At 39.1% G+C, this 19,449-nt stretch carries 21 protein-coding genes and 1 riboswitch; of the genes, 5 read left to right on the top strand and 16 right to left on the bottom strand.

Features of this window, described 5'->3' with window-relative positions; all coding sequences use genetic code 11:
* Positions 1-9: 9 nt before the first annotated feature.
* From O7776_RS11650 to O7776_RS11695, 10 genes are all read right to left on the bottom strand, one after another.
* Entirely contained in the window at positions 10-564 is a 555-nt protein-coding gene (locus O7776_RS11650) for a nitroreductase family protein (RefSeq protein WP_274307235.1), read from the bottom strand.
* Positions 565-1,935 (bottom strand): cobyrinic acid a,c-diamide synthase CobB, encoded by a 1,371-nt coding sequence (locus O7776_RS11655; protein ID WP_274307236.1) that lies wholly within the window; start codon positions 1,933-1,935, stop codon positions 565-567.
* A gap of 2 nt (positions 1,936-1,937) precedes the next feature.
* Complete coding sequence (locus tag O7776_RS11660; RefSeq protein ID WP_274307237.1) at positions 1,938-3,068, bottom strand: cobalt-precorrin 5A hydrolase; 1,131 nt, start codon at positions 3,066-3,068, stop codon at positions 1,938-1,940.
* The gene (gene cobM / locus O7776_RS11665; protein WP_274307238.1) at positions 3,061-3,843 is read right to left on the bottom strand and encodes a precorrin-4 C(11)-methyltransferase; all 783 of its coding nucleotides are present in this window, start codon (positions 3,841-3,843) and stop codon (positions 3,061-3,063) included. The genes O7776_RS11660 and cobM overlap by 8 nt, the downstream gene beginning before the upstream one ends.
* Positions 3,840-5,051, bottom strand: a complete 1,212-nt coding sequence (gene cbiE / locus O7776_RS11670; protein WP_274310491.1) for a precorrin-6y C5,15-methyltransferase (decarboxylating) subunit CbiE — start codon at positions 5,049-5,051, stop codon at positions 3,840-3,842. Before cbiE ends, cobM begins: the two co-directional genes overlap by 4 nt.
* Positions 5,026-6,120, bottom strand: coding sequence for a cobalt-precorrin-5B (C(1))-methyltransferase (locus O7776_RS11675; RefSeq protein ID WP_274307239.1), 1,095 nt, complete (start codon positions 6,118-6,120; stop codon positions 5,026-5,028). The genes cbiE and O7776_RS11675 overlap by 26 nt, the downstream gene beginning before the upstream one ends.
* A gap of 16 nt (positions 6,121-6,136) precedes the next feature.
* Entirely contained in the window at positions 6,137-6,802 is a 666-nt protein-coding gene (locus tag O7776_RS11680; protein WP_274310492.1) for a precorrin-8X methylmutase, read from the bottom strand.
* The gene (gene cobK, locus O7776_RS11685; RefSeq protein WP_274307240.1) at positions 6,792-7,571 is read right to left on the bottom strand and encodes a precorrin-6A reductase; all 780 of its coding nucleotides are present in this window, start codon (positions 7,569-7,571) and stop codon (positions 6,792-6,794) included. Before cobK ends, O7776_RS11680 begins: the two co-directional genes overlap by 11 nt.
* Before the next feature lie 8 nt (positions 7,572-7,579).
* Entirely contained in the window at positions 7,580-9,220 is a 1,641-nt protein-coding gene (gene cobJ, locus O7776_RS11690; RefSeq protein WP_274307241.1) for a precorrin-3B C(17)-methyltransferase, read from the bottom strand.
* Between the two features lie 144 nt (positions 9,221-9,364).
* A riboswitch (cobalamin riboswitch) is annotated at positions 9,365-9,551 on the bottom strand.
* 156 nt (positions 9,552-9,707) lie between these two features.
* On the bottom strand, positions 9,708-10,376 hold the full coding sequence (locus O7776_RS11695) for a hypothetical protein (protein WP_274307242.1): 669 nt from the start codon (positions 10,374-10,376) through the stop codon (positions 9,708-9,710).
* Positions 10,377-10,715: 339 nt separating this feature from the next.
* On the opposite strand from O7776_RS11695, the gene O7776_RS11700 reads away from it, so the two are divergent.
* The 5 genes from O7776_RS11700 to O7776_RS11720 are packed head-to-tail and all read left to right on the top strand — an operon-like array spanning position 10,716 to position 13,537.
* Positions 10,716-11,171, top strand: coding sequence for a LytTR family DNA-binding domain-containing protein (locus tag O7776_RS11700; protein WP_274307243.1), 456 nt, complete (start codon positions 10,716-10,718; stop codon positions 11,169-11,171).
* Positions 11,168-11,578, top strand: a complete 411-nt coding sequence (locus O7776_RS11705) for a DUF3021 domain-containing protein (RefSeq protein ID WP_274307244.1) — start codon at positions 11,168-11,170, stop codon at positions 11,576-11,578. Before O7776_RS11700 ends, O7776_RS11705 begins: the two co-directional genes overlap by 4 nt.
* Positions 11,579-11,580: 2 nt before the next feature.
* Entirely contained in the window at positions 11,581-12,492 is a 912-nt protein-coding gene (locus O7776_RS11710; protein WP_274307245.1) for an ABC transporter ATP-binding protein, read from the top strand.
* Between the two features lie 8 nt (positions 12,493-12,500).
* Positions 12,501-13,367 (top strand): ABC transporter permease, encoded by an 867-nt coding sequence (locus O7776_RS11715; protein ID WP_274307246.1) that lies wholly within the window; start codon positions 12,501-12,503, stop codon positions 13,365-13,367.
* Positions 13,368-13,378: 11 nt separating this feature from the next.
* Positions 13,379-13,537 carry a hypothetical protein gene (locus O7776_RS11720; RefSeq protein ID WP_274307247.1) on the top strand — a complete coding sequence of 53 codons (159 nt, stop codon included), beginning with the start codon at positions 13,379-13,381 and terminating at the stop codon, positions 13,535-13,537.
* 57 nt (positions 13,538-13,594) lie between these two features.
* Here the strand turns inward: O7776_RS11720 and O7776_RS11725 are convergent, their stop codons facing one another.
* The 6 genes from O7776_RS11725 to O7776_RS11750 form a co-directional block, all read right to left on the bottom strand.
* Positions 13,595-15,310 carry an FTR1 family iron permease gene (locus tag O7776_RS11725; protein ID WP_274307248.1) on the bottom strand — a complete coding sequence of 572 codons (1,716 nt, stop codon included), beginning with the start codon at positions 15,308-15,310 and terminating at the stop codon, positions 13,595-13,597.
* Positions 15,285-16,544, bottom strand: a complete 1,260-nt coding sequence (gene efeB / locus O7776_RS11730; RefSeq protein WP_274307249.1) for an iron uptake transporter deferrochelatase/peroxidase subunit — start codon at positions 16,542-16,544, stop codon at positions 15,285-15,287. The genes O7776_RS11725 and efeB overlap by 26 nt, the downstream gene beginning before the upstream one ends.
* Before the next feature lie 6 nt (positions 16,545-16,550).
* Complete coding sequence (gene efeO, locus O7776_RS11735; RefSeq protein WP_274307250.1) at positions 16,551-17,426, bottom strand: iron uptake system protein EfeO; 876 nt, start codon at positions 17,424-17,426, stop codon at positions 16,551-16,553.
* A gap of 273 nt (positions 17,427-17,699) precedes the next feature.
* The gene (locus O7776_RS11740) at positions 17,700-18,455 is read right to left on the bottom strand and encodes an ABC transporter permease (protein ID WP_274307251.1); all 756 of its coding nucleotides are present in this window, start codon (positions 18,453-18,455) and stop codon (positions 17,700-17,702) included.
* 131 nt (positions 18,456-18,586) lie between these two features.
* Positions 18,587-19,021 carry a GNAT family N-acetyltransferase gene (locus tag O7776_RS11745; RefSeq protein WP_274307252.1) on the bottom strand — a complete coding sequence of 145 codons (435 nt, stop codon included), beginning with the start codon at positions 19,019-19,021 and terminating at the stop codon, positions 18,587-18,589.
* A 104-nt stretch (positions 19,022-19,125) separates the two neighbouring features.
* A complete protein-coding gene (locus O7776_RS11750) occupies positions 19,126-19,440 on the bottom strand; it encodes an ArsR/SmtB family transcription factor (protein ID WP_274307253.1) in 315 nt (104 codons plus the stop codon).
* Positions 19,441-19,449 lie beyond the last annotated feature (9 nt).

The following is a 19,449-nucleotide window of genomic DNA, read 5'->3' on the forward strand; positions in this document are numbered from 1 at the left end:
GTAATCCCCCTAAACCCACGTTGTTTTTTCAGTAAATGGTGTTCGTTTTTTTTCTGTAGTAATTGGCGCTTCTGAATAACCGATACAAAGTGTCCCGATTAAACGTTCATTTTCTGTTGCGCCGATAAATTCATGGAGAGCTGTATCATGCACTAAACCCACCCCACGTGTACGCCAAACCATGCCTAAATCAAGATTTTCTGCCATTAGCCACATGGACATAATGGCACTGCTTACAGCAAATGTATTGTCAATCGTAGCACCTTCATCGCCTTCGACAACTTCTGACGTTACGACAATAATTAGTGGCGTATTTGTCACTGCCTTCATCGAACTTTCTACCAGCTGCGGCTTTGTTGGAAAACGCTGCTGTAAATAATCCAAAGCAACTTGTTCAAATTGTTTTAAACTTTTCCCTTGTAGCACATAAAAATGCCATGGCTCACGCATACGGTCGTTCGGTGCATACGTTGCAGCCTCTAACAAGCTTTCAATTTTCTCACGCTCTACCGGCTGTGGTAAAAAATTGCGAATCGCGCGTCGTTTTTTTAATGTCTCTAACATTTATTCAACCTCATTTCTAATTGATTTTTCACAGGCGGTTAGCCAATTTTTCACAAGCTGTGGATTTGATGCGAAATGGAAATGTGTATAGCCTGCCACTAAGTTTTCCTGTAAGTAACCTTCCTGCTGTGCGCGGAATCGCCCTTTACTAAAATACGCTGGTGACTCATGCGTGCCTTCATATACCGAATAATGGAATTCATGCCCTTTAGCCTGTTCGTGCTGTGAAATAAGGAAATTGCCCGCAACACCGCTAATTTCACGATAACCAAGTGCCGCTAATTTCGTTTGCATTTTAACACTACCTGGAATCATACCGACCATCGGAAAGCTTTGACCATCACGATTTCGAATGCTTTCGGTTAAATACATAAAGCCTCCGCACTCCGCTAATGTCGGTACACCACGCTTAATCGTTTCTTTAACAGAATATAGCGTCTCTTTGTTTGTCGCAAGTTCACTAGCAAATTCTTCTGGGAAGCCACCACCAATATACAAACCTTGCGCAACTTCTGGTACAACTTCATTAGCAAGTGGTGAGAAGAAATGAAGTACCGCGCCATTTGCTCTCAGTAATTCAAAATTTTCTTCATAATAAAAGTTGAAGGCTGCATCCTTTGCGACGGCGATATGTATCGGATTTACATTTTCTGCCGCTTCAAAAATCGTTGAACTTTGTTGTAACACTTTCGCTTTCGTGACCTCTAACAGTAAATCTAAATTGACATGCTCCTCAATTGCGGCTGCTAATTCATCGAAGTAGCCGTCCAATTCACCACGTTCAATGGCTGGCACTAGCCCTAAATGACGACTCGGTAACGTCGGCACAGCACCTTTTGGCAAATAGCCGAGCACCGGTACATTACACTCATGCTCAATCGCAGCTTTAACGATTTCAAAATGACTTTTACTGCCTAATTGATTAACAAGTACACCGACAATATTGGAATTTTCATCTAGCGATTGAAAACCTTTAACAATGGCCGCAACTGAGCGTGCCATACTTGCCGCATTGACAATTAAAATAACCGGGCTTTTTGTAATTTCACTAATATGTGCGGCTGAGCCTTCATTTGATAACGGGGATTTCCCGTCATAAAAGCCCATTACACCTTCAATAATTGCCACATTAGCATCCGCACTATTTTTTGCGACAATCGATTGCACAACCTCTTCAGTCATCATATAGCTATCAATATTACGAGAAATGCGCTTTGTTACGGCGGTATGATAGGTCGGATCAATATAATCTGGCCCACATTTGAATCCTTGAACAGTTAAACCTCTTTTCATCAATGCGCGCATGATTCCAATTGTGAAAGTCGTTTTCCCAACGCCACTTCCTGTTCCTGCAAGTACAAAACGATTCATATTCATACCTCCTCAAAAGCTATTCGTGCAACTGAAATTGTGACATTGCCGCTTTTCTTTTTTTCTAGTACCCATGAATTCGCATTTGCATAACGCAACGCGGCTGGCTCACTTACACCATAAGCACCCGTATATTTAAATACCGTTTCAGATGGGTTCGACAACGGCATTTCATTTAATTCTTGCGGGCTATACGTTACAAATTGCCAATGATTTTTGGCAGTTACGTCTATAAAGCCCTGTTCATCCTTTTTCAAATCAATTGTTGCAATGGCTTTCACGCTTTTCTTACTTAGCTTTAACTCGGCTAATGTTGCATCAATGCACGCTTCGATTTCCTCAGCGGACGTGCCACGGTTGCAGCCCATCCCAAGAACAAGAGATTTTGGGCGATAAATGACCCCGTTTTCTAAGAGCACTTGTTCATGCTGGTCAATTATTCGGTCTGTAATAAGTAATGTCGCATGAGGCTGTGCGGCGATAGCAGCCGCTGTTGTTTCATAAATATTTAACGTGGCTGGCATTGGCGTATCATGCATCCACCAATCGGCCTCTCCTGTTTCTTGTACAATCGCGACATGCTCCTCATTTACGACTGAAGCGCTGACTGGAGTTAATTTTCCCTCACTGTCCCACACCCAGCCAAAGCGCGCACCGAATAAATCAACAGGTATCGTTTTTTGTACATCAGATGCCGTTGTAATAATCGGTGCTGCATGAATGGCTTGCGCAAATTCATGCGTTAATGCATTTGCACCGCCAATATGACCTGATAGAACACTAATAACAAATTGGCCTTTATCATCAACAACTAAAACAGCAGGATCGGTTTTTTTATCTTCTAGAATCGGCGCAATCATGCGAACGACTGCTCCTAACGAAATAATTAAAATCATCGCCTTATATTGCTTAAATAATGCGGGTAGTAGTAATCGCACCGTGCCGTCAAATAATTGAATATTCTTTTGCGCTTCATCACCATATTCAAATTTCTTCATATAATAGACGTCTACATATGGAAACTTCTCTGCATAAGCACGTGCATTGGCAACACCGTGCTTTGTAATGGCCACAAGTGCATACGGCTTTGACACTTTAATTTCTGGAATTTCACCTTCTATTAAATTAATCATCAACCTTCACACCTTTGCGGAAGCCATGTGTAAACGTCGCATCATATAATTTTGAACGGTAATCCTTTTCATGAATTGCTGGATCTAATGCCCAACCTGCTAAAATCATGGCATGCTTGCGAATCCCATTGACGCGCATCGCTTCATCTAATTCACTAATCGTTGTGCGTACAATTTTTTGGTCAGGCCAAGATGCGCGTTGCACAACAGCCACTGGTGTATTTTCTGCCCAGCCAGCTGCGATTAATTCTTTCGTAATCTTTTTCGTTAATGTTGCACTTAAAAACATTGCAATCGTACAATGATGACTTGCTAAATCACGTAGCTGCTCACGCTCCGGCACCGGGGTACGACCTTCTGCACGTGTTAAAATGAGTGTTTGTGTTAATTCAGGAATTGTTAGCTCTGCCCCAACTGCTGCAGCCGATGCAAAAACCGAACTCACTCCCGGTACAACCTCATAACCTATTTCATGCTCTTTTAATAATGCAACTTGCTCCATTGTAGCACCGTACATTGCCGGATCACCTGTATGTAATCGCACAACCATTTTCCCTGCATGCACGCGCTCTGCAATACAATCAACCATTTCCTGTAAATGCATGCCGGCTGTACGAATTATTTCTGCTGTTTCAGAAGCTTTTGCAACAAGCTCTTCATTTACTAATGAATCGGTATACATGACAACATCCGCCTGCTGTAATAGCTTTAGGCCCTTTACCGTTATTAAATCCGGGTCTCCTGGTCCTGCTCCAACTATCCAAATTTTCTTCATTCGCTTTCACCATCATTTTCAATTATTTTTTGTGCAGTTAAAATAAATATCGGCGTTAACGGCTGTAAACGCGTTAAATTTAAAATCGGCTTGCTTCGGGAAATCGACGCTTGGATAAAATTCACTTCGCAATGAAGTGCTTTTAAAAACTTCAGCGCATCGGCAAAATTTTCAATCGTTGCTAAATTAATCACAATGCGACCATTCGGCTTTAAGCGACGCACACAAACTTCAAGCAGCTGCTCCATATTACCACCTGTACCACCGATAAAAATCGCATCTGGGTCCGGAAATTCATCTAATCGTGCAGGTGCTTTCCCTAAAACAGCCGTTAAATCTACTCGGTGTAAATGTTGATTTTGAATACAATTTTCTAAATCTAGCTCGTTTTTTTCAATGGCATAGACTTGACCTTCACGTGCTTGCTTGGCCATCTCAATTGCAACGGAGCCCGTGCAAGTACCAATATCCCACGCCACACTATTTTCCTGTAGCGCCAACGCATGTAATGACAGTACACGAATTTCTTTTTTTGTTACGAGGCCTTTTTCGGGTTTACGTTGAATAAACGAATCATCATCAATACCCATAGTTGCACGTTGTACAGGAACTCGCTGCTTTAAAATAACGACGTTTAACGGGCTGAAATCTGCATTTTCCATTTCATCTAATGTCAAGTAACGACAGCGCTCATCTTCACCCTCTAAATTTTCTGCAACAAATGCGTCGTATTCCGTCATGCCAAATGCTTTTAAATACGTCGCAATGGCATTTGGTGAATTTGTTTCATCTGTTAAAATGGCGACTTTTTTTCTGCCATCAATTTTTTGTGCTAAGCCTTTCATTGGTCGACCATGCACACTCGTTACATAAGCATCTTGCCAGCTGTCCTGCATCTTTGAAAAAGCTAATTGCACCGAGCTAGTATGCGGAAATAGTTCAAGTGACAGCTTTTTCGCTAGCACGCTCCCTAAGCCATAAAATAATGGATCTCCTGATGCTAAAATGACCACGTTACGTGTCTCCTGCTGTAAAGTAGCAACAAGTGCCTTTAACCCACCCTTAATTACAAGCTTTTCCCCAGTGAAATGTGGAAAAAAAGCTAAATGACGCTCTCCACCAACAAGTACATCACATTGTTCAATCCATTCTCTATATTGAGGCAGTAAGCTATTTGCGCCATTATCCCCGATACCAATCATTTTCATCCATTTTGTCAATATGCTCAGCCTTTCCTAATAAGTCTCCATTCATTGCATAAAGCGTTGTCGAAACGCTTAACTTTTCTTTCGTATGCTCAAGCGCATAGTAGCAGCAATTACGGCATAGTCCTTCAAAAAATGCCACATTATCCTGCATGATTTCTCCAACTTGCGAGGCGGTATTCGCTGTCAAAATTTCTTCTACCTGCTCTTTTGTAGCACCTGATTTTGCGGCAACCGCTGCTAAAAATTCTAGGCTCACTGGTGCACTTTTCGAATGCACCATCATGACCCCCTGTGCAACCTTCGAAAATTTCCCCATCATGCCTACGAGCGAGACATTCGGAATTTCTTTACGTGCAATATGTTTCAGTGTAAAGCCTACAAAATCACCCATTTCTATAAATGCTTCCTCTGGCAAATCTGGGTATTGCTTCATGGCGTATTTTTCACTACGACCACCCGTTGTAATGACTAAATGATCGCAGCCTGCCTCTTTTGCAACACTAATCGCCTGAACAATACTCGCCATATAAGCCGAGCTGGAAAACGGGACGACCGTGCCACGCGTGCCCAAAATCGAAATGCCACCTAGAATTCCAAGGCGCGCATTTAATGTTTTCTTCGCTATTTCTTCCCCGTCTGGTACGGATATAATAACTTCAATACCTTGCTCAAGCTGAAATTGCTCGATGGATTCCTCTACTACACCAAGAATCATTTTTCGTGGTACTGGATTTATTGCAGCTTCGCCAACAGCTACAGGTAATCCGGCTTTTGTCACACGGCCAACGCCAACACCACCGTCTAAATGAACTCCACGTTGCTCTACAAAACGCACCGTACTTTGAATGCGCGCTTTATGTGTTGCGTCTGGGTCATCCCCCGCATCTTTAATCGTTTCACACATTACCTCATTGTCTGTTACTATAAAAGATGCCACTTCAAAAGTGGCATCCTGTCCAACGGGTAAATGAATCGTTACTACTTCTGGTACTTCTCCTGTCACAAGCGCATGCAAGGCTGCTTTTGTCATCGCTGTTGCACAAGCTCCTGTTGTGTAGCCATGTCGCATTTGTGAAGGATCCTTTTTATTTCGATTTCTTTTTTCGTTCATCTGCCATAAGTGAGATGGCGTTTAAAGCTGCAACGGTAACGGTACTGCCACCTTTTCGTCCTACATTTGTAATGAATGGAATACCTTCTAAAATTGCAAGTTCTGCCTTTGATTCAGCAGCGGATACGAATCCTACAGGCATTCCGATAATTAAGTCCGGCTTTGCTAAACCTTCTTTAATTAAACGAATTAATTCAAGTAATGCAGTTGGTGCATTACCAATCGCGTAAATACCACCTTCATGCAGCTGAGTTGCTTTTTGCATTGAAATAATGGCACGCGTTGTCCCTAATTTTTTTGCCTCGATAGATACATCTTCGTCTGCAATATAACAGTGTAAATCCCCACCGTGTTTTTGGAATCGTTTACGACCTGACCCACTTTCAATCATTTGTACATCTGCTACGACATGACGTCCTGCTAAAATCGATTGAATGCCAGCTTCAATTGCATCATCTGTAATGATCATGCTACGTCCTAATTCAAAGTCAGCCGATGCGTGAATAACGCGACGTACAACTAACCACTCTTCATCTGTAAATGAATGCTCACCCATTTCCTCTGCGATAATTGAAAAACTGTAATCATAAATTTTGTCAGGATCAACCGTTAACGGTACGAAATCTGTATTAAAGTTCATGTTTGCCATATTGAATGCCTCCTAATTTTTCGTGTACTTCTTGAAACGTTGTACATTGATTTTCATATTGGATTTTTGGTCGTTTTATTAAAATAACCGGAATGCCTAGCTCGATGGCGGCCTCCATCTTTTCATCGACCGACCCTACTTTACCGCTTTCCTTAGTAATCACGAGGGTTGTTTCATATTGCTTATAGAGCGCGGTATTTAGCTCCTTAGAAAACGGACCCTGAATTGCAATAATGTCACGCTGTTTGACACCAAGAATATCGCATTTCTCCATATTTTCCTTGTTTGGTAGCATGCGGCAAACAACGCGGATTTTTTCATTACCGAGTAGCTTTTCCGTAAAGGTAGCTAACGTTTTGCTGCCAGTTGTCAGCATAATTGTTCCTTCGTGTGTCGTTGCCAATGCAGCTGCCTCTTCATATGTTTCCACTTTTGTAACTAGTGGATCGGCAAAATCCTGTGTTGGTCGTTCATAACGAATGTATGGTAAACCATGTTGCTTTGCTGCTGCCATCGCGGTTTTTGATGCTTCCTCTGCATATGGATGGCTAGCATCAATGATTGTTTGAATGTTTTCTTGTTCAATCATTGTACTCATATCCTGCTGCGATAACCGACCGACACGATAACTGATTTGCTCCTGCTGTAAGCTTGTTGCAGCGGAATCTGTTACAACGGTAGCGATTAACTCATGACCAGCATGCTTAAGCTCAACTGCAAGCTGCCTTGCATCACTTGTTCCTGCTAAAAATAAAATCATGCTGCCTCCTAGTCCCCACATGGTGCTTCTTCGACTTTAATTTTGCACGTCATATCAACATGCTCGAAGTTCAAGATCTTTTTTACTCGCTTAAAGTATTTAAAGAAACGTTCGTTTGGATGCGCATTTTTTTGATAATCCGCAATGATGTCTGTTAAAAGCGGAATTAATTGCTCGGGTGCTAGCCCTTCTACCACTGGTTGAGCTGCATGCGCTGTACGTCCAACTGGCTTCGAGCCGATAAATAAATCGAATTTCTTTTTACGGTATACAATCCCGATATCATCGAACACTGCACGGTAGCATGCCATACCACAGCCGTTAAATCCGACATGTAATTCTTTTGGCATTTTAATTCCACCTAGCGTTTCCATAATTTTTTCCGCATACGGAATAGACTCTGCCTTTTCCCCGTAACAAAAATCACATGCTTTAACGAGTACTACATCCCCAACTGGCTGAACAATTAATCCAGTTTGTTCAACGATTGCAACAAGTTTCTGTGGATTATCACTTGGTACTTTAATTACTAAACGATGATCAGGTGTATATTCCATCGTGCCTCGTTCACCAACAACTTCTGCTAGTGTGATCATTTGCTGAGGCGTAATCATTTTATTTGCAACACCTGGCGAAACAGCAAATTCAAAAATCGATTCTTGCTGTTGCTGAACTAAAAATGGATTCTCTTCTTTTTGCTCTTTTTGAACAAGTGATAACGCTTCATTCGCAAGCTCTAAACTGCTTATTTCAACTTTCGGTGTTTTTTTTTCAACCGCAACAATTTTTTCGTAGCCGGACTTAGCTTCACCTGTTTCTTGATTTAATGCCCAAGGCTCCGCTTCTTTTTTCAAACGTTGATGTGGCTTTAGTATCTGCTTCTCTTCTCCTAGCGTGTATTTTCGCTGATAGCCACGTGGGGTAATAATTTTATTATCATAGAAAAACGTTGATGAATTCCCGACAACAACCGTCGTTAACATGCCGATATCATGCTCCAGCATTTCCGATAGTGTAGTTAAAATAATGTCCTGAGTATCACGGTATGCTGCTTTTACAAGACCAACTGGTGTATCCGGCGAACGATATTTTAGTAAAATACGCTGTGCTTCAACGATTTGACGTGTACGACGACCTGATTTCGGATTATAAAAAGCAATCACAAAATCCGCCATCGCAGCTGCTTCAATCCGCTTTTCAATCACTGTCCATGGAGTTAAATGGTCACTTAAACTAATCGTGCAAGAATCATGCATAACTGGTGCTCCTAGTAGGCTCGCACAGGAGTTAATAGCTGAAATACCAGGCACAACTTCGACTTCTATACCTGTCGCTTCCGTCCACCCTTTTTCGATTAATACTTCGTAGACTAACCCTGCCATTCCGTAAACACCCGAATCTCCACTTGAAATGACTGAAACAATATGGCCAGCCTCAGCCTGCTTCACGGCTTCTTGTGCACGTGACACTTCTTCGGTCATTCCTGTACTAACGATCATTTTTGCTGTTACTAAATGTTCAATTAACTCTACATACGTTTTATAACCCATAATGTGATCACTTTGCTGAAGTGCATCGACCGCGCGCTTCGTAATATGCTCTCTATCTCCAGGACCGAAGCCAACAACAAAGATTTTTCCCTTTTGCATCCAAACACCCTCCGTATAAAAAATGAAAAAATGCCCGTACCTACTTTTTGAAAAGTAAGTACGGGCATGTGAAATGATATACGTATCATGTATAAAAAGACACAAAAACAAAATTGTTTCGCCTATACTTCTCCCTCCGAAAAGTAGGTATCGTTTAAATAAGCAGGTTTCCTGGCTCAAGCGTCATTTTACTCTCACATCTTCCCATCTATTTGACAGTGATTTTTTGTGATTTCATCAGCAATTACAGTAGCGGGGGCTGCATTAGCATTTCACTAATTTCCCTTTTACCTCACATAACATTGTGAGCACTTATTTAAATTGCAAATTATTAAATTATTATAAAAATAACATACAATTCTCCAGTTGGGTATGATTATTTTCGCTTTTAAGACATAAAGTAGTGTAATAAGATAATATTCATTTTGCATTATTATTCAAAAAAGCTTGTTTAGCACGGTTTTCACATCGTTAAGCAAGCTTTTTCCTATAGATTCAACATGTACTGCGTTATCGCTGATTTTGCATTTAACTGATTAACTAGCGAATGATTTGTTGATGTTTTTACTTCTGAATTTATAGTATCTAAGCCCGTTTGCTGACCTAATAACAAATCATTATTTGTAGATTTTGAAGCAATATAGTTTTCAATCAAATTAATATTCTGCTGCATTTGCTCGATTCGGTACTTTGCAGCAGCTGTAGGATTTTCACCCATTCGTTTTACATAACTGTCATACGAAGACTGTAAGTTCGATTTCGCAGCATTCATGTTATTTAAAATTTGCGATTGAAATGTACTTGCTAAGCTTTCCGTATAAGCATCTGTTGTCGATGTTGCATTAGAAAGACTTGTTAAGTTAGTTGCTGATGACATACCCGAAGATTTTAAACTTGCTATCAATTGTGATGTCATATCTGAGGTCGAATCTGAAGAACTCAAACCACTTAATAATGCATTTGTTCCGCCATTTGAATACAAATCAAGTAAAGAAGACATACTTGAGGTCGAGCTCGTACTGTTTGTTCCTAATGCATTCAATAAAAAGTTTTGAAAACTATCACTTGATGAATTTGTCGTTGATGTTGCTGTTGCATCATATGTAGAGCCAATTAAACTATAAATTGAATTCAGTGACGATAAATCCATAGACATGTTATTCACCTCCTTTGTTCTATTATATCGTCATATTATGAAATGAAAATGAAATCCTAACTAAATAGAACATAGGATTACTTAATCTTTTTACAGGTAATGAAATTCAACATGAAGAAAACGAGCTTCTCACGCAGACGCTCGTTTTCTTGTGCACTAAATTTCATTTAATTGTAAATTAATCACACAAATTAATCATAATAATTTATGCTGAATAGGCAATAGTTTCTGCATGTTATTTCACATATTTTACATGTTATCAAACATTTTTACTTGTTAGCTCATAACAGCAAATCATAGCAAAACGACATGCTACACTTACTTTTGAAAGGAGTTCTTATGAAAATTCATCTAAATATCGAAAGTGAATTGCAACAAATCGAAGTACATATTCATGCGCCTGAGTACAATGAAGCAGTAGAACAGCTTATGAAAAGGCTCAATCAGCAATCCCCTTCAAATCATATTGCGGGCTATAAGGACAGTGACATTCATTTACTACAAATTCACGAAGTATTTTCAATATATAGCGAAAACGGTAAAGTCTATCTCCAAACCGATGACGATGAATTTGAAGCAAAAAATAAGTTGTATGAGCTTGAAAATCGTTTCGAGCAGCAATATATACGCATCAATAAAGCAACACTCGTCAACATGAAAAAAATCATTTCCATTCAATCTAAGGTGCTTGGTAATCCGCAAGTTGTATTAGCAAATGATGCAACCATTCCCGTTAGCCGAAATTATTTAAAATCATTAAAAGAAGCACTCGGTTTAGGAGGTACAACGAAATGAAAAACTTTTTTATTAGCTTTATGGTTAGTGTTTTTGTGTCATATTTTACGATTGCCATGATTGCTTTTAACAACCCTGAATATTTATGGTCAAGCAAGACAATTATAGTGCAGTTTATATTAGCGAATGGCTTAGGATTTACGATTGGCTGCGCAAATTTATTATTTAGAATCCAACATTGGCCGTATATAGCAGTTTTGTCCGTTCATTATATCGTTGTTGTGACATCAACATTTATTATCGGAAAATTTGGTAATTGGTTTTACATGAATGAACCAATTACGATGATTTCATTATTTTTACGTGTTTCTATCGTTTATGTTGCCGTTTGGATTGTACTGAACTTTACTCAAAAACGTTCAATCAAACAAATGAATGAGCTATTACAAAAAAATCGAGGTGAATAATCATGAATAATATTATTGAAGTAAAACAATTAACTAAGCATTTCGGCAATGTTACGGCCGTTAAAGAAATTACCTTTAATGTAGTGGAAGGTTCGTTGTTTGCCTTTCTGGGCAGCAATGGCGCTGGAAAATCTACAACAATCGAAATGCTCTGTACATTGCTTGATAAATCAAGTGGCGATGTACGCATTAACGGACATGAACTAGGAACAATTAAGGGCAATGCGGCAATCCGTGAATCCATTGGTATTGTGTTTCAGCAAAGTATTTTAGATCAAACTTTAACTGTAAATGAAAACATTTTACATCGAGGCCGTTTTTATAACTTGCCTAAAAAACTATTGCAAGAAAACTATTATTTCGTACACCAGTTTCTACAACTTGAGGATATTGAAATGAAGAAATACGGTCAATTATCCGGCGGACAGCGTAGACGTGCTGACATTGCCCGGGCAATTATCCACAAGCCTTCCCTTCTGTTTTTAGATGAACCGACAACCGGCTTAGACCCACATACTCGTAAATTTGTTTGGGAAACGATAGAACGCTTACGTAAAGAAATTGGCATGACGATTTTTTTGACAACGCATTATATGGAGGAAGCAACGAATGCAGATCAAATTATTGTCATTAAACAAGGTACTATTGTCGCTCAAGGTACTCCAAATACGTTAAAAGAACGCTACGCAAGTGATCAGCTAGTTATCGTTGTAAAAGAAGGCATTGATATTAGCACAATTCTATCCAAAATTGAGCATCCGATTTATGCTGTTGGTGATGTTTATAAAATCAATATCCCTTCTACGATGCACGCAATTCCGATTCTCGAACAAATTCAACCATTCATAACGTCATTTGAAGTTGTCAAAGGCTCGCTTGATCAAGTATTTATTCAAATAAACGAAGAAAAGTAGGTGAAGTGATGTTAAGTAGTCTAATTAGCCGTAATAATAAAGTGTTTTTACGTAATAAAATGCTCGTGTTTTTCTCGCTACTTTCGGTACTGATTGCAGTTGGTTTATACGCCATTTTCCTACAAAAATTACAAGTGGACTCAATCAAGCAGTTCGTTCCTGTTACTAAAAATATCGAACAATTAGTAAGTGAATGGATGGTTGCAGGAATCTTAACAACAACTGCCATGACTTCAACGCTCGCTGTTTTTGGGATTTATATTCAAGATTTAGAATCAAAGCGAACAGCCGATTTTTTAGTTACCTCCGCTTCAAGGCTTAACATTCAGCTCAGCTACGTTTTTAGTTCTCTTATAATTGGCTTTGGTATGACATTCATTGCGTTTATTTGCTGTGAACTATTTATCGTAGCAATTGGTGGACAACTATTATCAATAGTTGCCCTTATAAAGGTGCTTTCGCTATTAGTTTTAGCTGTGCTATTAAGCGCGATGATTAATTTATTTATTGTATTGTTTATTAATTCTGAAACGGCTTTTTCTACAGTGAACACCATTATCGGCACGCTCATTGGCTTTTTATGTGCCATTTATGTTCCGATGGGGGTATTACCGAGCGCTGTTCAAACCGTCATTCATTTCTTCTCGGTTAGTCATATTGCTGTACTTCTACGCCAAGTGTTTATGGAAGATTCACTCCGGACCGTATTTGCCGGTGCAGTTACTTACGAAGAAGAATACAAACTGAATTATGGCGTTGTTTATGAAATCGGTGATTCAATTTTTTCTCCAATTTCAAGTGTGCTATTTATTGTTGGAACAATCATTGCTATCGGTCTATTCGCTGCCATTGTTTATAAACGAAAATATAAATAACAAAAAGCGCGATGCTACTTCGCGCTAAGGCAACTTCTTGGTCGATGTTTGGTGGTAATAAAACGAAGGCAGTTGGGGACTACGATGAAAATGAATTATGTTTCCAAGCATTTACAGAAACAAAGACAATTTTAGAAAAACCTTTTCTCAACGTAAAAGAGCATGCATAACAAAAAATTGCTGTACATGCTCTTTCATCGTATTACTTATATTCTATTAGTCAATGATCATTTTCTCTTCTTCAAAATAACCGTACCTATCACTAATACAATTAACACTGTCTGACCTAGCACTGTTTCAATCGTTGGATAAAAACCAATCGTACTAATTACCGGTAACCCATCTATCACCGTTGTCGAAATTTTACTTGTTAATTGTAGCGTATGGATACTTACGCCAATAATTTTAAATGCGAGTACATAAATTAACACCGTTGCAACGGCGAAGAATTTATGCACGGGAATTTTGCCACTTACTTTAAATAACACAATCGCAAAGACAATTAAAATGACCAGTGCCACGACAATACCTAATACGAATTGCGATAGCTCCATTTTCGGTGCAATCCCTGCATAAAATAGCAGCGTTTCTGCCCCTTCACGGAATACCGATAAAAAGCTAATAAATGCCATTGCAAACACAGATTGCTTTGAAATCGCATGGTTCATTTGTTTAGCAATATAGGCATTCCAACTAGTGACACTAGATTTATTATGCAACCAAATCCCAACACCTATCATCATTGCGGCCGCAATTAACCCAATACAGCCTTCTAGCAATTCGCGGTTTGTATTGACAGTTGCAGAATTAAATAGCGTCAACATTAAAATCGCCGTAATAGCTGACACCAATATCCCTGAACCAGCCCCTACATAAATCCACTTGCGCATATGAGGTTGACCGGATTTTTCTAAAAAGGCGACAAGTGCCATGATGATTAGTAACGCCTCTAATCCTTCACGTAATAATATAAGCGCAGAATCCCAAAAAGAATAATCGCTATTCTCTTGTACAAGCTGAATTTCCGTTTTAAATTGCTCTAACTGCTTCGTTACTTTTTTCGTATCAGGTGTAGCCTTCATCAATTCACTTACTAATAGTGGCATTGTACTTTCAATTTTTGTGTACAGTGAGCCATTGCGCGTTGAAATTTCCATTTCAACACTTGGCCAAATCGTAATAAACTCAGTAATTTGACCTGCAGCTTCATCAAATTGTTGCTTTTCGATGAAGTCACTCGCTTCATCAATGTAATTAATTAAAGATTGCAGTGAATAATCGCCTTCTACGACTTCAGCGGTTTCTTTTCCTGCGATAAAATCAGTAATCGTTTGCTTTAAGGAGTCGTATTGCGCTTGAATCGTTGCCATATCTGGATTCTCAGAGGCAAGTGTAATGCGTAAAAAAGCCATTTGTGTTTCAATTTGACCATACATCGCTACACTTTGCTCACGGATTGGACGTTCATTTTTATTCCACTTCACATTAAACTCTGTATAGGCTTCGTTAATTTGTGTGAGATCCTTGGAGGCAAGTGCCAGTTCGAATTGTTGCATCACCGGCGTAAATTTTTGTTCAAATTCTTTGCGTTGCGCCGCTTCATCGACTGGATTTTCTAGCTTTTCAAGTGCGCGTAATTCATTAGAAAGCGTTGAAAGTGCCTGCAAACGCTGTTCTTTTGTTGCACTACTCATTGCCGCATCAAAAGCCGCTGTAACTTTTTGTTGTTGCTCGGTTTCTTTTGTTTCAACAAGTGCCCAATCCGATGCAAATTGCTCTAACGCCTTCTGAACCTTGGTATCATTGTCCTGTTTTGTATTAATGAGCGCATCACTAATCGAAATATAAAGTGAACTATACGACTGCTGGGCAAAAGCACTTTGTAACGACAATGTCAGTAATAAGCTCAGGACTAAACTACAGCGAATTAAATAATGCTTCACCTAGATAACTCCCCTTTTCTACACCAGGGAAGCATGCAAATACCGCACTACCTCGATGGGTAACATATTCGTTCATTTTATCTAAACGCCCTAAGCTATTTTGAACAGCAATAAATTGCGCTGGATCTTGTTGAAACGAAATAAATAGCAAGCCGGCATCATGTGTGCCGGTTTTTGATAGCACACCCGACGCATAAGAAAAAGAACGTCTTAACATTTTTGCTCCTGATTTTACCGCTAAATGTACATGCGATGTTTCAGGAATAATGTACTTGCCTTCTAAATCCTTTTCCTCAATATCAAATTTAGCAAATTCATCCTTCTTACCAATCGGTGCGCCACTTTCACGATGACGACCAAATGTTGCTTCCTGGTCTTTTAATGACGTACGATCCCACGTTTCTAAATGCATTTGAATCGGGCGTGCGACTAAATAAGTTCCGTTTTTTAACCATCCACCCTGCACCCAAACAATTTCATTCATCGCTTTTTTGTCCGTTATTAACGGATTTCCTGTACCATCTTTAAAAGCAAATAAATTCCTTGGCGTTCCTTCGTGTGCCGGGAATGAATTAAAACCAGCCTGTGACCAATGAATTTCCACCAAGCCTGATGCTGCACGCACCAAATTACGCACGGCATGAAACGCTACTTGTGGATCGTCTGCACAAGCTTGTATACATAAATCTCCACCTGTTAAATTTTCTTGTAGCTGGTCTTTCGGAAAATGCGGTAAATCTTTCAGTGTTTTTGGTTGTAACTGCTTCATATTTAATTTTGAAAACAGCGATGGCCCAACTCCCACTGTAATCGTTAAATTGCTTGCATCAAGACCAGACGCTTCACCGGTATCACCTGTTGGCACACGAACATTAGTTGCATGGTCTACCATCAGTTCGCCATTCATTAAGCGAACCATTAGTGGTGTCCATTTTTGTAAGAGCGCTTGAAACTCTGCCTTCGAAGTGAATAACACATTTAACGATGCAAAATAAATATGCTTTTGAACAGGCGTAGCAATTCCTGATTGATGTGTTCCATAAAAATTCACTTTGTTTTCAGTTGTACTATCATCTGCAACTACTTCAAAAACATCCTGCCCCATCACTTTCATAACGCCACCAAGGCCGGTTGCGCCGATTGCAACACCGGCGACACCAGCCCCTGTAAGCTTTAACATGTCACGACGAGAGATTTTTTTGTTATACCATTTTTCATCGTGCTTTGACGTCATATACTATCACTCCACAACGATGCCCATTTGACTTAACGGCTCACCTAATTGGTTCACTGCTGCTGCTAAAGCTTTTGTGTCGGCATCTGTTAAGTCTAAATACGAAACATAGCCTCCATCTGCAGTTGCATAATTTGCTAATAAGTCATCTACGGCTTTGAATTTTTCATCTAATGTTGTCACTAAAGCTGCATCTTTTGCTTCTAATTTCGGACGTAAAATTTCAAAGATTTTTTCTGCACCTTCAATATTTGCCTTGAAGTCATATAGGTCTGTATGTGAATAAATTTCTTCTTCACCTGAAATTTTTGAAGTAGATACTTCGTTTAATAAATCAACTGCACCGGTAATCATTAAATCTGGTATTACTTCTACAGTTTGTACTAATGCATGTAATTCTTTTGTATCTGCTAATAATTGATCTGCAACTGCTTCATAACCTGCTGTTGTATTTTCTTCCCATAGTGCGTACTCAAGTTTATGATAGCCTGACCATTCTTCTTTGCCTTTACCTTCTTCTTCGATGTCAGCCAAACGACCATCAATGCGTGGGTCTAAGTCACCAAAGCTTTCTGCAATTGGTTCAGAGCGTTCAAAATACATACGTGCTGGTGCATAAGCCGCTTTTGCGCCTTCAATATCACCCGCTTTAAATAATTCAACAAATTTTTCAGTTTCAATTAAAAACTGATCCATTTGCTCTAATGCAAATTGTTGATAGCTTTGTAATTCAGCTGTTAAATCGGTTGCTACTTCCGTTGATTCAACATTTTCTGATTGGGTTGTTTCTTCTGATTCTACTTTTGAGGCCTCATCATTACCACACCCCGCTAGTAATAATCCTCCAACCATTAAGGCTGAATAAAACTTTGCTTTTTTCATAACTCATTTCCTGCTTTCATTTTAGAGTATAAAAGTGACGTTCAAATAGGTTATTGATGTATAAGGCACCTTTTATATGAGAATGATAATCAATGTAACTATTAATTGCAATACCAATTTAGAAATAAAGCAAAAATAAACAAAAATTAGTTTCTCTATACTTCAAGGAGATTTTTCGTACTTAATGTATCTTTTCTATTTGTAACTTTTTACACCTTTCATGGTCGAAAACAAAAAAACATGCCCGTATTTGAGGCATGTTAGAGCAGTTTATCATTCTTTCCACACAAGCTTTTGCATGCGGTTATTGAAAAATGTTGGATAAATTAAAAAACCTAAAATAATACTACTCAGCGCCGCGCAGCTTAACAAACCAAAAATGATTAATATTTGGAATTGCACCGCTTGGACAGGGTCCGCGCCACCAATAATTTGTCCGCTCATCATCCCCGGTAATTGTACAAGTCCAATCGTTTTTTGTGCTTCGATTGTGGGAATAGTGCTCGTTTTAATTGATTCCAATAATTGCTTATGTATCGCCTGCTTCGGTGTACCTCCAAGTGATAAAATCAGCTCAATTTGGTCCTCACTGGCAGCCATTTCTGATTTAAAACGATTTAAAAAAAGAATTGTAATGACCATCGCATTCCCTATAAGCATCCCACTAATCGGAATAATATATTGTGGTGTTGCTGGAACGATCTTGAAGCCAAGTAAAATCCCCTGCGTAAATACTTCAACCGTTGTTAACGTTAAGGCAATTTTCCAGGTAATTCCCTTAATGCCCTTGCCTTTTTTACGTGCATTTAACGTCGCTACCGTCAGCATAAAGACAATCATTAAACTTATAAAAAGGAAACTTTCCGCTTCAAAAATAAATTGAAGCACATAGCCAATCGCAAATAGCTGCACAACCGATCGCACAGTTGCAATGATAATATCCCTTTCTAAATGTAGGTTCAACGTTTTTGAAAGGATAAACGGAACAAACACGAATAGTAATGTTAACGATAAACTAAGTAAACTCATGGTCACTCTCCTTTGCGTATTAGAGGATAGGAAAGTTTATATTTCAAGGTAACCTACAAAGATGCGACATCATTTTTAACTATACAACTTTTCTATCTTATTCACCAAGCCAATCATGAGGATATGCATAATTATTTATCCAAAAATAACGTCATTCCTGGAGCCTCTGTATCACGTATTATAAAGCCTAGTTTTTCGTAAAACGGCTTCTTGCCTGGTGCACAAAAGAGCTGAACCGATTTCATACCTTGTTGCTGACAATGTTGTACTAAAGCTGTCATTACCTTTTTCCCTACCCCATTCGCCTGATAACTTGGTTGAATCATCACATCGCAAATAAATGTTTGGTAGACCCCATCTGAAACAATTCGCCCAAAGCCAATTAATTGCTGGTCATCATAAGCCGCAATTGAATACCAGCTATTGCATATTCCCTCATACAATTGATCAGGTGTAAAAAAGCCGTTCGCATTCCAACCTGTCGTAGAATGTAACGCTAAATACTGTTGTTTTTCAGGTAATTCATCACTGATAATAATGTGCTGAACTGTTGTTTTCTGTTCCATTCACCCGCCCCCTTTTCGTATTATTATAAGTACAAAGAAATAAATATACCATACGAAAAATAAAATAAGAACAATGTGGATTTCTCCGCATTGTTCTCTTAGATTTAGTGTTTTGCATGATCAATTGCCTGATGGAGTAAATTCATAACATGCTCATCATCGCTAGTATAATACATCGTTGTCCCTTCGCGTCGGAACTTAACGAGCCGTAAGTTTTTTAAAAAACGTAATTGATGTGACACCGTTGATTGACTTAAATTTAAGCTTTCTGCTATATCATTCACTGCATATTCCTCACAGCATAATAAATTTAAAATACGAATACGTGTTGGATCTCCTAGCGCTTTGAATAGTTGCGACACGACAAATAATGTTTCTTCATCTAGTTCGTGACGTACATTTTCAATTTGTTCGTTCATATTTGTCCC

Origin of the sequence: Solibacillus daqui, from assembly GCF_028747805.1 — a bacterium.
In the GTDB taxonomy this organism is placed as follows: Bacteria; Bacillota; Bacilli; order Bacillales_A; family Planococcaceae; genus Solibacillus; species Solibacillus daqui.

Bases quoted from the DNA above. Each gene is read 5' to 3' on its own strand.
- O7776_RS11740 (WP_274307251.1), bottom strand. From the start codon at position 18,455: ATGAGTTTACTTAGTTTATCGTTAACATTACTATTCGTGTTTGTTCCG.
- O7776_RS11715 (WP_274307246.1), top strand. From the start codon at position 12,501: ATGTTAAGTAGTCTAATTAGCCGTAATAATAAAGTGTTTTTACGTAAT.
- O7776_RS11695 (WP_274307242.1), bottom strand. From the start codon at position 10,376: ATGTCTATGGATTTATCGTCACTGAATTCAATTTATAGTTTAATTGGC.
- O7776_RS11650 (WP_274307235.1), bottom strand. From the start codon at position 564: ATGTTAGAGACATTAAAAAAACGACGCGCGATTCGCAATTTTTTACCA.
- O7776_RS11675 (WP_274307239.1), bottom strand. From the start codon at position 6,120: ATGCGACATGGCTACACAACAGGAGCTTGTGCAACAGCGATGACAAAA.
- O7776_RS11710 (WP_274307245.1), top strand. From the start codon at position 11,581: ATGAATAATATTATTGAAGTAAAACAATTAACTAAGCATTTCGGCAAT.
- O7776_RS11705 (WP_274307244.1), top strand. From the start codon at position 11,168: ATGAAAAACTTTTTTATTAGCTTTATGGTTAGTGTTTTTGTGTCATAT.
- cobJ (WP_274307241.1), bottom strand. From the start codon at position 9,220: ATGCAAAAGGGAAAAATCTTTGTTGTTGGCTTCGGTCCTGGAGATAGA.
- cbiE (WP_274310491.1), bottom strand. From the start codon at position 5,051: ATGAAAATGATTGGTATCGGGGATAATGGCGCAAATAGCTTACTGCCT.
- efeO (WP_274307250.1), bottom strand. From the start codon at position 17,426: ATGAAAAAAGCAAAGTTTTATTCAGCCTTAATGGTTGGAGGATTATTA.
- efeB (WP_274307249.1), bottom strand. From the start codon at position 16,544: ATGACGTCAAAGCACGATGAAAAATGGTATAACAAAAAAATCTCTCGT.
- O7776_RS11750 (WP_274307253.1), bottom strand. From the start codon at position 19,440: ATGAACGAACAAATTGAAAATGTACGTCACGAACTAGATGAAGAAACA.
- O7776_RS11680 (WP_274310492.1), bottom strand. From the start codon at position 6,802: ATGAACTTTAATACAGATTTCGTACCGTTAACGGTTGATCCTGACAAA.
- O7776_RS11660 (WP_274307237.1), bottom strand. From the start codon at position 3,068: ATGATTAATTTAATAGAAGGTGAAATTCCAGAAATTAAAGTGTCAAAG.
- cobM (WP_274307238.1), bottom strand. From the start codon at position 3,843: ATGAAGAAAATTTGGATAGTTGGAGCAGGACCAGGAGACCCGGATTTA.
- O7776_RS11720 (WP_274307247.1), top strand. From the start codon at position 13,379: ATGCTACTTCGCGCTAAGGCAACTTCTTGGTCGATGTTTGGTGGTAAT.
- O7776_RS11745 (WP_274307252.1), bottom strand. From the start codon at position 19,021: ATGGAACAGAAAACAACAGTTCAGCACATTATTATCAGTGATGAATTA.
- O7776_RS11655 (WP_274307236.1), bottom strand. From the start codon at position 1,935: ATGAATCGTTTTGTACTTGCAGGAACAGGAAGTGGCGTTGGGAAAACG.
- cobK (WP_274307240.1), bottom strand. From the start codon at position 7,571: ATGATTTTATTTTTAGCAGGAACAAGTGATGCAAGGCAGCTTGCAGTT.
- O7776_RS11700 (WP_274307243.1), top strand. From the start codon at position 10,716: ATGAAAATTCATCTAAATATCGAAAGTGAATTGCAACAAATCGAAGTA.